This window comes from Mycobacterium sp. 3519A, assembly GCF_900240945.1.
Taxonomy (GTDB): domain Bacteria; phylum Actinomycetota; class Actinomycetes; order Mycobacteriales; family Mycobacteriaceae; genus Mycobacterium.
This window is the reverse complement of the sequence record NZ_OESG01000013.1, coordinates 328,669-341,995: the sequence shown is the minus strand read 5'-3', so window position 1 is coordinate 341,995 and position 13,327 is coordinate 328,669. Positions and strand designations below refer to the sequence as shown.

The 13,327-nt window shown below is 65.0% G+C and carries 16 protein-coding genes; 7 read left to right on the top strand and 9 right to left on the bottom strand.

What is annotated here, in order from left to right; all coding sequences use genetic code 11:
• Positions 1-335 precede the first annotated feature (335 nt).
• Complete coding sequence (locus C1A30_RS09530) at positions 336-671, bottom strand: hypothetical protein (protein WP_101948019.1); 336 nt, start codon at positions 669-671, stop codon at positions 336-338.
• A gap of 110 nt (positions 672-781) precedes the next feature.
• On the opposite strand from C1A30_RS09530, the gene C1A30_RS09525 reads away from it, so the two are divergent.
• Positions 782-1,798, top strand: coding sequence for a hypothetical protein (locus tag C1A30_RS09525; protein ID WP_101950088.1), 1,017 nt, complete (start codon positions 782-784; stop codon positions 1,796-1,798).
• Positions 1,791-2,345, top strand: coding sequence for a serine/threonine protein phosphatase (locus C1A30_RS35370; RefSeq protein WP_142392577.1), 555 nt, complete (start codon positions 1,791-1,793; stop codon positions 2,343-2,345). The genes C1A30_RS09525 and C1A30_RS35370 overlap by 8 nt, the downstream gene beginning before the upstream one ends.
• 11 nt (positions 2,346-2,356) lie before the next feature.
• Here C1A30_RS35370 and C1A30_RS09515 read toward each other — a convergent pair whose 3' ends face one another.
• Together C1A30_RS09515 and C1A30_RS09510 are read right to left on the bottom strand one after the other, a co-directional pair.
• Positions 2,357-3,223 carry a hypothetical protein gene (locus C1A30_RS09515; protein WP_101948018.1) on the bottom strand — a complete coding sequence of 289 codons (867 nt, stop codon included), beginning with the start codon at positions 3,221-3,223 and terminating at the stop codon, positions 2,357-2,359.
• A gap of 72 nt (positions 3,224-3,295) precedes the next feature.
• Positions 3,296-3,544: a hypothetical protein gene (locus C1A30_RS09510; protein ID WP_101948017.1), complete on the bottom strand. Its 249-nt coding sequence runs from the start codon at positions 3,542-3,544 to the stop codon at positions 3,296-3,298.
• Positions 3,545-3,612: 68 nt separating this feature from the next.
• On the opposite strand from C1A30_RS09510, the gene C1A30_RS09505 reads away from it, so the two are divergent.
• Entirely contained in the window at positions 3,613-4,035 is a 423-nt protein-coding gene (locus C1A30_RS09505) for an FmdB family zinc ribbon protein (RefSeq protein WP_369974110.1), read from the top strand.
• 14 nt (positions 4,036-4,049) lie between these two features.
• Positions 4,050-5,297: a formamidase gene (gene fmdA, locus C1A30_RS09500; RefSeq protein ID WP_101948015.1), complete on the top strand. Its 1,248-nt coding sequence runs from the start codon at positions 4,050-4,052 to the stop codon at positions 5,295-5,297.
• A gap of 55 nt (positions 5,298-5,352) precedes the next feature.
• On the opposite strand, the gene C1A30_RS09495 is transcribed toward fmdA, so the two are convergent.
• Positions 5,353-5,898 carry a TetR/AcrR family transcriptional regulator gene (locus C1A30_RS09495; RefSeq protein ID WP_101948014.1) on the bottom strand — a complete coding sequence of 182 codons (546 nt, stop codon included), beginning with the start codon at positions 5,896-5,898 and terminating at the stop codon, positions 5,353-5,355.
• 223 nt (positions 5,899-6,121) lie between these two features.
• Here C1A30_RS09495 and C1A30_RS09490 point away from each other — a divergent pair, with 223 nt between their 5' ends.
• Positions 6,122-6,391, top strand: coding sequence for a hypothetical protein (locus tag C1A30_RS09490; protein WP_235009791.1), 270 nt, complete (start codon positions 6,122-6,124; stop codon positions 6,389-6,391).
• A 23-nt stretch (positions 6,392-6,414) separates the two neighbouring features.
• Here C1A30_RS09490 and C1A30_RS09485 read toward each other — a convergent pair whose 3' ends face one another.
• Positions 6,415-9,513, bottom strand: coding sequence for a helicase HerA domain-containing protein (locus C1A30_RS09485; protein WP_101950086.1), 3,099 nt, complete (start codon positions 9,511-9,513; stop codon positions 6,415-6,417).
• Positions 9,513-10,136 carry a hypothetical protein gene (locus tag C1A30_RS09480; RefSeq protein WP_101948013.1) on the bottom strand — a complete coding sequence of 208 codons (624 nt, stop codon included), beginning with the start codon at positions 10,134-10,136 and terminating at the stop codon, positions 9,513-9,515. The genes C1A30_RS09485 and C1A30_RS09480 overlap by 1 nt, the downstream gene beginning before the upstream one ends.
• Positions 10,137-10,220: 84 nt before the next feature.
• Here C1A30_RS09480 and C1A30_RS09475 point away from each other — a divergent pair, with 84 nt between their 5' ends.
• Complete coding sequence (locus C1A30_RS09475) at positions 10,221-11,006, top strand: hypothetical protein (RefSeq protein WP_101948012.1); 786 nt, start codon at positions 10,221-10,223, stop codon at positions 11,004-11,006.
• Positions 11,007-11,132: 126 nt separating this feature from the next.
• Here the strand turns inward: C1A30_RS09475 and C1A30_RS09470 are convergent, their stop codons facing one another.
• From C1A30_RS09470 to C1A30_RS09460, 3 genes are all read right to left on the bottom strand, one after another.
• Entirely contained in the window at positions 11,133-11,543 is a 411-nt protein-coding gene (locus C1A30_RS09470) for a type II toxin-antitoxin system VapC family toxin (protein WP_101948011.1), read from the bottom strand.
• A complete protein-coding gene (locus C1A30_RS09465; RefSeq protein ID WP_101948010.1) occupies positions 11,540-11,797 on the bottom strand; it encodes a type II toxin-antitoxin system Phd/YefM family antitoxin in 258 nt (85 codons plus the stop codon). Before C1A30_RS09465 ends, C1A30_RS09470 begins: the two co-directional genes overlap by 4 nt.
• A 67-nt stretch (positions 11,798-11,864) precedes the next feature.
• Complete coding sequence (locus C1A30_RS09460) at positions 11,865-12,590, bottom strand: hypothetical protein (RefSeq protein ID WP_142392576.1); 726 nt, start codon at positions 12,588-12,590, stop codon at positions 11,865-11,867.
• A 425-nt stretch (positions 12,591-13,015) separates the two neighbouring features.
• On the opposite strand from C1A30_RS09460, the gene C1A30_RS09455 reads away from it, so the two are divergent.
• Entirely contained in the window at positions 13,016-13,327 is a 312-nt protein-coding gene (locus C1A30_RS09455) for a DUF2563 family protein (protein ID WP_160112719.1), read from the top strand.

Below are 13,327 nucleotides of genomic sequence, written 5' to 3'. Positions count from 1 at the left end.
AAAAGGACGGCACTGATCTACCGAAGGGCCGTTTCCAGCACAAGCCTTCGTACCCAATAGTGCGGAATACCAAGGCGAAGTGATCATGTGGCTCACTGATGGGCACCTTTCTGGGCTCGAGTATTCGTGGATAACTAATGCCCCACCAGCTGGCCGCGAGCGGACGAGATGGAGGTGTGCTCCAAGCGAACTCCTGAGACATCGAAAAAGGATCTTTGGAGCAGTTCGGTGATCGTCCGGATCCCCGACCGGCAAGGCCTTTGGAAGCTAACGGCCCAATGCCTCGGTGAACGCGGCGGCCGCGTCGGCCGGTAGCACGCGATGTTGCCGATGCGCTAGTGCGGTTGCATCGGGAACTGGTCAGGTTGCCGGATGTAGTGCATCAAATCCGCGCCCTGCGGACCGTAGATCCCACGGTCATCGCCTTGCATCACCCAGTTGTGCTGCTGGTCGGCGCGCGCGGCCAGTTCGTTCATGCGTTGGGCCAGGGCGGCGTGCTGGCGGGCGTGCGCACGAACCATTGCGCGCACGAGGAAGAACAGGCCGACGAGGGCTGCCGCGCCGAGGATCCACCAGATGAACTTGATGATCAGGCCGACGATGAACAGCACACCGATCACGCCGGCGAACCCACCGCCGCTGCTTCCCGACCTGTATCGCCGCCTGCTCATGGCCCCCACTTCCCGTCCCTGGTGCAGTGATTGTGCGCCAGCGGTCCGACAACTTCTGTCGACGCCGGTTAACGCCTTCGGTGTCGGTGGCCCATGCGAACATGGCTGCCATGCAGTCTGATTGGTTCACCGAGCTCACGGGGTTCCGGGAAACCAGCTACGACGCCACTCGCGAGCAGCTTCTCGTCGAGGGCGACGAGCTGGTCTCCACGGTGAACGGGAAACGGTATGGCATCGGCACGCTTGAAGTGCCAACGTTGAACGATTTGCGTGGCCGCGTCGACGTTCCGACCGATGGACGCACGACTGTCCGGTGCGTCACCGGCGAAGCGCGGGCCATGCACGCCGACCCCGGGCTCGTGGGGGCGCTGTTCCAGGTCGCGTCCCAATTCAATCTGCTGGAGATGACAGGACCGAGCGTCGCTCCGGAGGACGGCGTGACGCGGTATAGCGAGGACCACACGCAGGGTCCGGCGTGCGCCATCGCGGCGGGCGCCGCGACGATCTACCGCAATTACTTCGCGCCCGTCGACGGTGAAATCGGCCAGACACGGCAGCGCCAGATCAACGCCTTGGCTGGCGTGGGCGAGGCGTTGTCTGCTGAGCTGGGACTGCCGGTGTCGGAGCTGTGGCAGATGCGCAACGGCTACGCGTTGTGCACGGCACACGGTTTGGATGCGATCACCCGCCTGCTCGCAGACGCGGACGATGGCCTGCGCGACCAGCTGCGAGCGCGGCTTGCGGTCGGGTTGCACCGCGACGTCGAAGTGACTGATGTTCGCGTGGACGCGCGACGCCTTGTGTCACAGGCGTTCTGCTCGGCGTTGCCGGTCGCGTACGGGAGTGGTCCGTCGACGGCATGGGAGGCGTTCGCCCGGCTGGTACTGGAAGCCGCATACGAGGCGACCCTGCTTACGGCGGTCGAGCAGTCGTCAGCGGGCGGGTCGAACATCGTGCTGCTGACGCGCGTCGGCGGTGGAGCATTCGGCAACGCGGACAAGTGGATTGACGACGCGATTGTGCGCGCGCTGGAGTCCGTCGACCATGCAGGGTTAGACGTCCGCCTGGTGAGCCATGGTCGCATTCACGACTCCAACCGCATGATCGCCGAGCGATTCAATGGATAAGACCGCATCATGGCCACACGACGACGTCCTGCACGCGTGGTGGGTCGAACCACGGCGTCTGCTTGCAGGCGAATACCCCGGCGCGCGGACGCCTGAGCAGACTGCGAAGAAGCTGCGGCTACTCGCCGATGCCGGCATCGACACGATCATCGACCTGACGAGACCCGAGGATGGCCTCGAGCCGTATCAAGAGGCACTGCCGGCGGTGCGCGAATCGATCGGGCGCGAATTACGTCATTACGCTCATCCGATTCCCGACATGGGGGTCCTCGACCAGGCCGGCTACGACGGCATCGTTGGCTTCATCAGAAGCGAAATCGACGACGGCAGAACCGTTTACCTCCATTGCTGGGGCGGGAAAGGCCGAACCACTACCGTCGTCGGCTGTCTGTTGATCGACGGCGGATTGGACTACGACACCACGATCGGTCGAATCGCCGAGTTGCGCGCCGGGACGCGCAAGGCTCACGAGCGCTGCCCGGAATCCGAATCGCAGCGTCGGGCACTTCGGGAGCGTGCCACGCGGCGCCTGGGCCTACAGACCTGAACGTCTGTAGATCACCACTTGTGGTGGCAGGCGTCGCAATACCACGACTCGTCGGACACGCAACACCCAGCCGCATTCAGCCACGGCGGGATATTCCAAGGCGCGGAAGGCATTCCATAGAACGTGCTGCGGGTACGGCCGGCACCGCATTGCGGGCATGCCGGATGCTGTTCGAACCGAAAGTCGAGGAAGCTTCGATACTCGCCAGCCCGCATACGTTCGTGGCATTCGCGGCACAGGACAGCCGGCCAGTCGGTGGCCTGGACTCGCAACGACGGTCGATAGCGGATGGACGATAGAGACTGAGAATCATCTGTCCGCGTCACGATCGGTGGCGTCGGGTCCGGTCGACGATGTGGATCGACGGTGCGGATATGGACGTTGTCCCGCGCACCTGGGCCGGTCAGGTCGATATCGCTGTTGCATCCATCGCAGCCTCCCCCGGACTTCAACAACGTACGAGCGGCGGCTAGCGAGCTGTGGCCGAATCTGTCTCTGGGGCTATCGCGACAAATGCATTCGTTCAAAGCGAGTTCCATCTTGATCGCGGCGTCCCCCTCCAACTTCCACACATCCGTCAGGAAGTGTTGCAAGCCGAGCACCATTGCCAGTGTGGTCAAGTCGACGAGGCCGGCCCGCGACGGCGAATCAACCACCGCGCAGCCCGGGTCGCCGTCGTCGTCCACGTACGCAAGTCTGGTCAGGACCGAGACGGGATCGGTGTTCAGCAGCACTGCCACGGGATCACCGGCATGGGCTTCCCCGAAGCCATGGCGCCAGGGACGGTACGGGGACTCGGGCTCGAGGAGCGCGATTATCGCGTCCTTCCAGTCGCTCCCCTCGACGATGTGAAGGCGTTCAGTGATTGTTTGCGTCACTGAACCATTATCCCAGAGGGGTACGACAATTCGGTTGCACAAGCCTTTGCTGCGAGCCGACGCAGACCGCTGCTATTGCGCGGTGCGAATGACGAAGGCGTCTATGTTCTCGTCATAAGCGACCGTGTCATCGACGAATAGCTCTCCCGCCGGGAGGCCGTCCTCAGAGACCGCAATGAAGGTGAACTCCTCCTCGTCGTATGACACCGATCCGCGTACGAACATCGCTGCGACCTCGTGCCCGTCCGCTCCGTAAACGACAAGCTTCAAGCCGCCGGCGTCCTTGAGGTACTGCCCTGCTGCGGCGCGCGTCGTGACCATTGCCGATTCCCCTCTGCCGATAGGACTGGCCCCTCGACGTCAGTAATCGTTTCACCGCCGCCCAGCCGGTGTCTGTCATATCGCCGACTCGTCGCAAGGTGAGTCAACAGCAGCTGCCAAGCAGCATTCAGGTTGCGTCGCTACGATCACGACTGGTGCCCGCAGCGCTGCCACCGGTCTTTCATAATCGTCTCCGGAGGTGGGCGTTGCCGACGTACAGCTTTCAATGCGGCGACTGCGGCCCGTTCACCCTTGTGAGACCGATGGCCGAGGCACGGTCGCTGGCGGACTGCCCCGGTTGCGGCGACGACGCCCGCCGGGTGTTCGGGTTGCCAGCGTTGCGTGCGCTCGACACGGACGTCCGCCGGGCACACGATGCCGGCGAGAGAAGCGCCGACGCCCCGCAGGTCGTGTCGTCGGTGCCTGGGCGTTCGCGGCGGGCCACCCCTATCACGTCCGACCCTCGACACGCCCGTCTGCCCCGTCCCTGACTCTGGAGGTTGCCATGCCCGACGTCGTCTTCTCGGTTGACCAGGCACGCTCGATGCGCGACCAGGCAGTACCCGGTCACAACCGATGGCACCCCGACATTCCGCCAGCGGCCAATGTCCGTCCCGGACAACATGTTCGAATCGAATGCCGCGAATGGACCGACGGCCAGATCGGCAACAACGACTCCGCGAATGATGTACGCGACGTCGACCTGACGCATGCGCACATGCTGTCCGGGCCGCTCTACGTCGAGGGGGCCGAACCGGGTGATCTGCTGGTCGTCGACATCCTCGACCTTGGTCCAGTGCCGCAGGAGATCGGCGACGTGCCCGGTCAGGGCTGGGGCTACACCGGCATCTTCGCGAAGGCCAACGGAGGCGGCTTCCTCACCGACCACTTCCCCGATGCGTACAAAGCTATTTGGGATTTCGCGGGCCAGAAGTGCACCTCGCGGCACATCCCCGGAGTGGAGCTCACGGGCATCACTCACCCGGGGCTGTTCGGCACGGCGCCGTCGCCTGAGCTGCTGGGTAGGTGGAACGCCCGCGAGCAGGCGCTGATCGACACCGATCCGACCCGGGTGCCGCCGCTGGCGCTGCCGCCCTTGGACGAAAACACCTTGGGCGGCACCGCAACTGGCGAAGCGCTGGCCGCGATCGCCCGTGATGGCGCACGCACCGTGCCCGCCCGGGAGAACGGCGGCAATCACGACATCAAGAACTTCACTCGCGGCTCGCGGGTGTTCTACCCAGTCCACGTGCCGGGTGCCTTGTTCTCCGGCGGCGACCTGCACTTCAGCCAGGGCGATGGCGAGATCACCTTCTGCGGCGCCATCGAGATGGGCGGCTTCATCGACTTCCACATCGACTTGATCAAGGGTGGAATGGAAACGTATGGGGTCACGACGAATCCGATCTTGATGCCGGGCAACGTCGAACCGCGCTATTCGGAGTTCCTGACGTTCATCGGCATCGGCGTTGACCACGGCACCGATACTCAGTTGTACAACGACGCGACGGTGGCGTATCGCAACGCGTGCCTGAATGCGGTCGCATACCTGGAGAAGTTCGGCTACTCCGGCGCGCAGGCGTACTTGCTGCTCGGTGCGGCACCGATCGAGGGCCGAGTCAGTGGCGTTGTTGACATCCCGAACGCATGCTGCTCGTTGTATTTGCCAACTGCCATCTTCGATTTCGACATCCGGCCAAGCGCGACTGGCCCGGTGCGCGCTGATCGCGGTAGCTGTGCCGTGTCGTCCTGAAACGAGTACCTCCAATCGCGATGTGACCCAGAGGGATCGACGGCATGACCACGGGTCAGGTCCGCACGGTCGGCCAGAAGAGATCGAACAAGCGCTTTTCCCATCCGGTCGTCACTCGTCCGGTGCGGGTGCGCTCGGCGATGTGCGCGCCAACGACTGCGTCGACGAGGGTGGCGGCGTCGACATCGGCGCGGAACGACCCGTCGGCTTTCCCCGCATCTATCACTGATTCCAGTTCGGCGCGTTGCTTGGCCAGGATGCGGCGGAAGAGCTTGGTGAACGCGGGATCCTCGTCGGTGAGCAAGGCGGCCAGCCCGCCGTAGCCGATGCCGACCTCGACGGTCTTGACAGCTTGTCTGATCAGCCACCGCAGCCGCTCGGGCGGGTCGGCCCGCTCGGGGAGCGGTTCCGGAGTGGTGACCTGCGACAGTGCAGCGGAGAGCATGTCGCGGCGGTCGCTGAAGCGGCGGTAAATGGTGGTCTTGGCGATGCCCGAGCGCGCTGCCACCGCCTCGACGGTCACCGACCGAGGGCCTTTGGTGCGCAGGAGGGCAAGCGTGGCGTCGGCGATCGAGTCGTCGACGTCTTGTCGCGGCGCCATTGTGATCCTCCTCGGCCGACGGCGGAATAACCATGCCGAGAAAAACGCTACACTAGGCGTAGCGCTACGCTACGCGTAGCGTTTTGTATCGGAGTGGGAGAGGTGATCGAGGTGTTGAAGGCTTTGCGCCAAGTTTCGATGACGAATGTGGCATACGTGCTGTTGCTGCTGGTGTTCGTGGCGCTGGGATTGTTTTGTCTACGCGTCGGCGACGGGAGGCGCGTTGGCGGGCATCCTCGCCGCCAGCATGGTCGTGTTGATGGTCGCGTCGGTGGTGGGTTTCCGGGTCGGCGCACGCATGCGGACGGAGTCCAACGACAGCGGCATCGACATCCCCGGTGAGAACATCTGGGCCCGACCGCTGCGCCGCGAACAGATTGATCGGTATCTGCAGAGCTACCGTGGTGTGCGCGACAACCATGAGCCACTACTGCACCCCGCAGCAGTCCCCAGCAGCGAACCGACGAGGTTGATGGATAGGCGCGCGGCTTGACTGCCGCGGTCAACGACGCGACGTTACCCTTTCGCCAGCGCCACCACTTCTTCGGGCGACAGCGGATTCGGTGGGTGGTAGGACAGGCACCACGGCGCGACCATGCGGCGGAACGCCTCTCCTTCGATCGCGACATAGAAGTCGCCGGTGCGCAGTCTGCTGATGTCGGGCATGAGTCCGCCCTTCGCCCGTGCCATCTCCTGGGCAGACGCGATCTGGGCAGGGGCGCTGAGCAGGCCGTAGAACTGCGTGACCGCATTGCCGGGTATCTGGTTGTGCAGACCCTTGGGCGCCTGCGTCGCGAAGACCAACCCCAGGCCGTACTTGCGCGCCTGCGATGACAACGCCAGCGTGCTACGAGTACACGCCGTGAATCCTCTTGATGGCGCTAGTGTTTGGGCTTCGTCCATCACCAACAACCCGCGCAGCGGACGGTCGTCAGCAGGGTTCCGCTTGATCCAGGCGAACAGCGCCATCTGCAACTGGTTGACGAAGCTCTGCCGTTGTTCGTCGGAGGACAGTCCGATCATGCTGATCACCGACACCCGAGCGCGGCGCCCGGACGACGGCGTCAGCAGTACACCAGGATCCAGCGCCGTGCCCGCCCCGCCGAACATCTTGTCGTTGACCATCGCCGCGCGCAGGTTCTCCGCCAAATTCGCCGCGATCTTGTGCGCACCGGCCAAATCGCTTGCGTCGTCGGGTAAATCGCTGAGCATGTCCACGAACCCGCCGAGCGAGGGATCCGGCTTTCGGCCATACAGCTCCAACGCATTTCGCAGCACAGCCCGCTCGCGATTCGCCTTCTGCGTCTGACCCGATATCGACGCCCGCGGCTCGAGCGCTGCGGCGGCCGACTCGACGGCTTCGGTGAATTCGTCATCGTCGTCGACAACACTCGGGAAGTCGGGCAACGGCTGAAACACCAGAGGACGTCCCGCCGCCTTCCGCGGCGTCCAGATCACGACTTCAGTGTTCTCCAGGTACTCGGCGGCACGACGATCGTCAGACTTCCGCCAGCCGTCCGACCGTTGCGGCCACCTGGTGCCAAGCCGGGCCAAGTCGTTGTTGGGATCGAGCACGATCGACGACACGCCCTGTAGCGCACACTCTTCGATCAGACGGCGAAGCAACACCGTCTTGCCCGACCCGGTACCGGCGAATATCGCGACGTGCTTGCGCAGCGCGACTAGGTCAACGGAAACTGTTGTGTCACTTCGACTATCGACGCCCAGCGGTATCGCAGAATCCGGCACTTCATACTCGACCTCGACAACAACCGGCTCTTCTTCATCCTTCGGCGGAACCACACCGTCATCGGGTTCGAAGCCGAGCGCATCCTGCAGCATGACCAGCCCGTGGGCGGGCCGCCGGACGCGTAACCAACTTGCGAGGTCCGCGGGGTCGTCGGCGATCAGGTCACGAAGCGCGACCATGGTCCGAACGTCGTCGTCGGAGATCGCAAGCGTGCGGCCACCGGCGCGATGGAAGTCGTCGACCAGTTGCGCCGTCTTCGGGCCGGCGGGCCACGGCGAGTTGCGCAGCAGGAACAGCTGTCGCCGGTCGGAGCCCATGCCGAGTCCCGTTGAGCTCCAAGCCTTCTTGATTCGATTCTGGGCGGCGACGGCGTTGGTTGCGGCGACGGCGCGAAACGCCCAATGCCGTTCGTCCTCGGTGGCGCGGTCGAGGCTCTGACGCAGGCGCGCATGCAGGGCGACGTGGCGGCCGGGCGGCGGATCGAGAGCGAAGGTCTGATCTCCGTCGCGTTCAGCGACCCAGGCCGTGAGCGCAGCGCCCAGCAGCTCCGGCATGGTGGTGTCTTCGCCTTCGTGGTCCAACGCGGCGGACGGTACTGCGCGCCGCCGGTACTCTGCGAACCGTCGATCGAGTTCGGAAGAGACATTCTCTTCAGTCTCGTCGTCGGACTCCCAGATCGGCTTCTGGTCGGCATGGAGGTGGTCGAGTTCGACGATCTTGTTGTGCTTGAGGCACTCTCGGACATGAGTGTCGGCGCGCATCAACAGTTGGCGCGGTGTGTAGTCGGGAGCTTCGGTGAAGGCTGCGGGCAGGATGGGCCAGCTGGGGTACGGCGGCCGGAACCCCGTCTCGGCGTAGCTTGCGACGAAGCGGCGTTCGAGGATGGCGCGGCCGATGTCCGGTGTGGGCAGCGGTTTCAGCGGTGCGGTGACCCGAAACCGGTCAGCCACCGTCGCGGTCGCACGGCTCCGAATGCCTTCCCATACCGCCGGCAGGCAGGCGACCACAGCGACAGTGCGCCGCATCTTCTGGCGGACAGCCATCAGTCCGTCGGCGACTTGATGCAGGACGTCGTCGCCGTCGGTGCGGGCGTCGTCGGTGCGCGTCAAGGATTGCGCCAAGAGCGTGTCGATCTGGTCCAGCGCCAACACCGCCGGGCCGGCGAGGGCGACGAGCCGAGAGATCTCTTGAACGCACTGCTGGGCCGAGGCGGGTGAGGTGCGCAGGCGCCATTGCGCGCGCTCGTCGTCACCGAATTCGTCGCTGGCCTGCAGGTAGGCCTCGCCGACGTCGTGCGCGACGAGGTCTGTCGCACCGAGGAGTACGAGCGCGCGCAAGGTCTGATGGCAGTCCCGAACGGGGTCGCGGTGTGCTTTGGCGAGGGCGTTGATGAAGCGGTCAAGCGTCTCGGGTTCGAGGTCGTCGTCGCCGATGATGGCGCGGCGGTCGGCGCGGGACACGTGCGCGATCGACGACAGTTCCCAGAGCAGGTCCTTGAGTTGCGTCTCGCGCGTGGCGCCGGGACGGCCGAGGCTGTCGACGATGCCGTTGCGCACCGACTCCCAAAAGGTCGCTGCGTCAAGCAGTTCCACGAGCAAGAAGTAGCCGCCTGCGGCTTGGATGCGTTCGCGAACCTGTCCGAGCAGGTGTGTCTTGCCGGACCCCGCGCGACCCTGCACGACGACGCCGAGCGGCGAGGACATGGGGTCACGGGTGGCGTCGCCGAACGCGTCCATGACGTCGTCGACGGCGAACTCGTTGAGGCCGGCGACGTGGGTGGCGGCCTGCGGTCGCCAGAGGTCGTCGGCGGTTGGGGCCCACGTCAGCCGAAGCGACGCGAGCGCTTCACGTTGTGCTTCCTGCATCACGGCCCGATCGCGATGAGGTGCTTGCTCTCGTCGCCGATGACGACGGCGGCGCCTCGATCCGCGGCGGTGAGGACTTTCTGGTTCTCCTCGGGGATCAGGCTCACGTCAGGCGCCCGAAATAGGCTGTGGAGGGCAGCGTCGACTTCGGCGCGCGGCGTGTCGGCGAGCTCGGTACGAAGCTGGGTGAGGCTGACCCAGCCGCCTGGCCGCGGGGCGAGGTCGGCATAGGCACGACGGATGCGCTCCTCGGCGGTCGCGGGAGCTTGGCCGTCGGAGCCGAAGACGTCGGCCAGGCTGAGGTCGGCGCGGCGCAGGTAGCGGTTGAGGGAGCCGAGCACGGTGTAGAGCGTCTTCGCGGGACCGGTCGATCGCGGCGGCGGGCCGGCAGCCAGGATGTCGTGGCACAACCGCCAGCCGCGGTCGGTGAGCTCGTGGACGAAGCGGCCGGTGCTGCGATCCGACTCGATCAGACCGAGGGCGTTGAGTTTGTCGCGTCCAGGTTTGTCGAGTTTGGGCCCGAGAGCTACCAGGTCAGGGTTGGGAACGGGCCGCGCCTCGGCCATCAAGACCAGAAGTACGGCGCGTTCGGTTCCGGTCAGACCCGCCGGTGTGACAGTCACGTTTGCAAACTTATCGACTTCTCGGAAGACAGGGGTCGGGGGCGGCGGCCAATCCGGCGGCGGCGCTGCTCCGAATCACTTGGTGTGGAGACCACGACGACGCGCGCAGCGCCGAGGGCAGTTAGGGCGTGGCGGTGGATCGCCACCGTGTTGGCGCTGAGCCAGTTGGCCGCGCCGTTCGTCGCGGACGCGGTCGCGGGGAACTTTCTCGAGTCGGGCGCGACGAACGAGGCGCTGATCACGCCGGCCGGGTACGCCTTCAGTCTGTGGGGATTGATCACGGCACTGAGCGCAGTGACGGCGGTGTCGGTGCTGCGTTACGGGTTGGGCGCGTGGTGGGAGACGAGCCTGCTCATCGACGCGAGCGTGGTGTTCGCCGGGTTCAGCGTGTGGCTGGTGGTGGCCGCCCAGGACTGGCTGTGGCTGAGCGTAGTGGTGTTCGCGGTGATGGTGTCGGCGCTGATTCACGTCATGCGACTGCTGGTGCGACGGCGGCACGACATGACGTGTCCGGGGTGGCTGGCGGTGTTGGCGACGGTGACGTTCGGCTTGTATCTGGGGTGGAGCAGCATCGCGGTGTTCGCGAATGTGGCTGCGGCGTTGATCAGTTCGGGCGTCTCGGCGTCGTCGACGGGATGGCAGTTCGTGGTGTTGGTCGTGGCCGCAATGTTCGCTTTGGGGATGACGACGATGTTGCGCGGCACTCCCGGGTATGTGGCGGGCGCGTTGTGGGCGCTGGTGGCGATCGCGGTCGGCGCCGCGGGGCGGGGCAGTACAGCGTTGGCGGTGACGGCGGCTGTGGCCGCTTTGGTCGTGGCGATTACCGCGGCGGCGGTGTGGCCGCGAGCCCATCGCAGTGGCCGGAGATAACAAGCGACGACCTCTGCCCCGGCGCAGCCGCGGGCGTGGACAGCGTGCGGCTGCGGATGACGGTGGACACCGGTGCCGCCGGCGGCACACTCGCTGTGGGCTAGACAAAGGATGACGATGCTCGTGTCAGACGTGGATTATCGCGAGACCCGCGACACCCTCTAATACATCGAAGTCCGCATCCTGCGTGACGACGGGCAGCTGCTTGGCGGCTGCGATTGCAGCGATCCATAGGTCATTGACTCGGACCCGTCGCCCGGCCTCGGCCAGGTGGACGCGGAGCAGTGCCCAGAGTTGAGCCGCGTCTTCGTCGACCGGTAAGGCGGTCATATCAGCGACTGCATCCAACGTGCGAAGTCGACGCGCCCGGATCTCGGAGGTCTGCGCCGCGAGCACACCCGCGTTCAGTTCGGCGAGGGTCACCACAGTCGTGGCTACTTCCTCCGGAATCAGCGTCGCCTCCAGTTGGCGCCCACTCTCGTTGGCGATGAAGATCGACGTGTCGAGGATGCCGGCCGCCGCTCGATCGGTCGTCACAAGTCGTCGAGTTCGTCGGTGGTTTCGCCGGCGAGCTCCGCGAGGTCGTCACGCAAACCGGGGTCCGCCTGGCTGGTCTCGAGCCGATTGATCAACTCTGCCTTCGATATCCACCGCCGACGCTTCGGCGCCACAGCGGTGATCACCGCGACGGCTCGCCCATTCACCGTGACCGTCACCTCTTCGCCCGCTTGAACCCGACGAAGCACGCCTGCCGTGTCGTTTCGCAATTCGCGGGACGCGACCGTAGACATGCTACGACTGTAGCATTGTTGTAGCACATCGGCCTCCGGACCGCGGTCAGTGGCGCCGATCGGTAGGTCATGCAGCTGCTTCGCGGTCGTAATAGCCGTCGAGCAACGCCGAGACGTTTCTCGATTGCCATGCCCGGCCGTCGGGGGTGCGTTGACCCGACGAGTTCAGCACCCGCGCGGCCGCTGCGCGGGTCACCCCACAGCCCTCGACCAGCCAGCGCACATAACTCGTGATCGCCGGACAATGCTCCGACCACGGTGTGGCTGGCTGAGGAAGCCTTGGTGGCCAATCACTTTCGTGTGGAGCCGCCGGCGCAGCATGCGCCGCCTGTTCGACCACTCTCTCGAGACTTTCTATGCCGGCGGCGGCCAAGGCAGCGTGGTCGAGTACGTCGACGGCCTGCACCTCACGCCGCAGCGCATGGTCGATTTCGTTCATGCCGCCGACGTCAGGGACGGGCCACAGATCGTCGCCCACCAGCAGGTCGAGGCCGTGTCGATGCAGTACCAGAGTCAGCCGACGGTAGTGCTGCTCGCGCCCCAGATCCGCTAGCGCACTAGGCATCCAGATCGGCAGCCGGACCGAGATGGCGCGGGCCATCGCCGCCACGACCGCATCGACATCTGCCAAATCGTCGTGCGAAGCGGGCTCCCCATGGGTGAACGCGAACATTGCGGTGACGGTCGCCGAGCGTAGCGCCGCGCGGGCCGCCAGTTGCTCACAGCGACGGACGGTTTCGTCGTCGCCAAGCAACACAACCGCTGTTGCGGTGACATTGTCGCGTCGAATCATGGCAAGCCCCCCTCGGCACACGAGATTTCCCGCCGCACCGTCGCGGCGGCATCTCTGAGTCGATCCGAAGGTATCGGGAGCGACTGACAAGTCAGACCGGGTGTCAGCCGCAGTCCACCAAGCGGTTTCGGGGGGCTTATACGCGAATTCCGAAATCTCAGGAGTTCGCTTCATTGAACCTTTCAGCGAATATACGACAGTTGTGATTAACGGTGCGAACCTTCTGAGCCGCACGCAGGACGTCGCGGTCCCCGGCAGTGAGCCGACGCGGTTGATGGATCGACGCGCAGCCTGACGGTACGGCGTCACCATGAATGCAGGCGTTTCGAGCCGGTCCATATCTCCTCGGCGACGACGGCCCAAGTTCGTGCGTCGTGCGACCGACGACCCTCCATATAATTGTCATCAACGATTCAAGGGGTCTGATGTTCGTCGATACCGATTTGCTGCGTATGGGAGCAGATTTTTCACAGAGTGCGGGCGCTATCGCCCAACGCGGGGCCGACAGGCTCGCGTCGACGCAGCCGTCAGCAGGCATTTTCGGCGATTTTGAAACTGCCCACGCGTTTCACCACGCCTTATCCCAAGCGCACGATCACCACGTCACCACTTTGCAGGGCCATCGCGCGGACTTCGACTCACTAGCCCAAAAGGCCACCTCCGCTGCCGCCGTGTTCACCAAGCAGGACGAGACAAGCGGTTCGGCGCTGCGTTCAGCCGGACGCGACGTCAGCTGA

Excerpts from the sequence above, each read along its gene's own strand:
- C1A30_RS09530 (WP_101948019.1), bottom strand. The coding sequence starts at position 671 with ATGAGCAGGCGGCGATACAGGTCGGGAAGCAGCGGCGGTGGGTTCGCC.
- C1A30_RS09525 (WP_101950088.1), top strand. The coding sequence starts at position 782 with ATGCAGTCTGATTGGTTCACCGAGCTCACGGGGTTCCGGGAAACCAGC.
- C1A30_RS35370 (WP_142392577.1), top strand. The coding sequence starts at position 1,791 with ATGGATAAGACCGCATCATGGCCACACGACGACGTCCTGCACGCGTGG.
- C1A30_RS09510 (WP_101948017.1), bottom strand. The coding sequence starts at position 3,544 with ATGGTCACGACGCGCGCCGCAGCAGGGCAGTACCTCAAGGACGCCGGC.
- fmdA (WP_101948015.1), top strand. The coding sequence starts at position 4,050 with ATGCCCGACGTCGTCTTCTCGGTTGACCAGGCACGCTCGATGCGCGAC.
- C1A30_RS09495 (WP_101948014.1), bottom strand. The coding sequence starts at position 5,898 with ATGGCGCCGCGACAAGACGTCGACGACTCGATCGCCGACGCCACGCTT.
- C1A30_RS09485 (WP_101950086.1), bottom strand. The coding sequence starts at position 9,513 with ATGCAGGAAGCACAACGTGAAGCGCTCGCGTCGCTTCGGCTGACGTGG.
- C1A30_RS09465 (WP_101948010.1), bottom strand. The coding sequence starts at position 11,797 with ATGTCTACGGTCGCGTCCCGCGAATTGCGAAACGACACGGCAGGCGTG.
- C1A30_RS09460 (WP_142392576.1), bottom strand. The coding sequence starts at position 12,590 with ATGATTCGACGCGACAATGTCACCGCAACAGCGGTTGTGTTGCTTGGC.
- C1A30_RS09455 (WP_160112719.1), top strand. The coding sequence starts at position 13,016 with ATGTTCGTCGATACCGATTTGCTGCGTATGGGAGCAGATTTTTCACAG.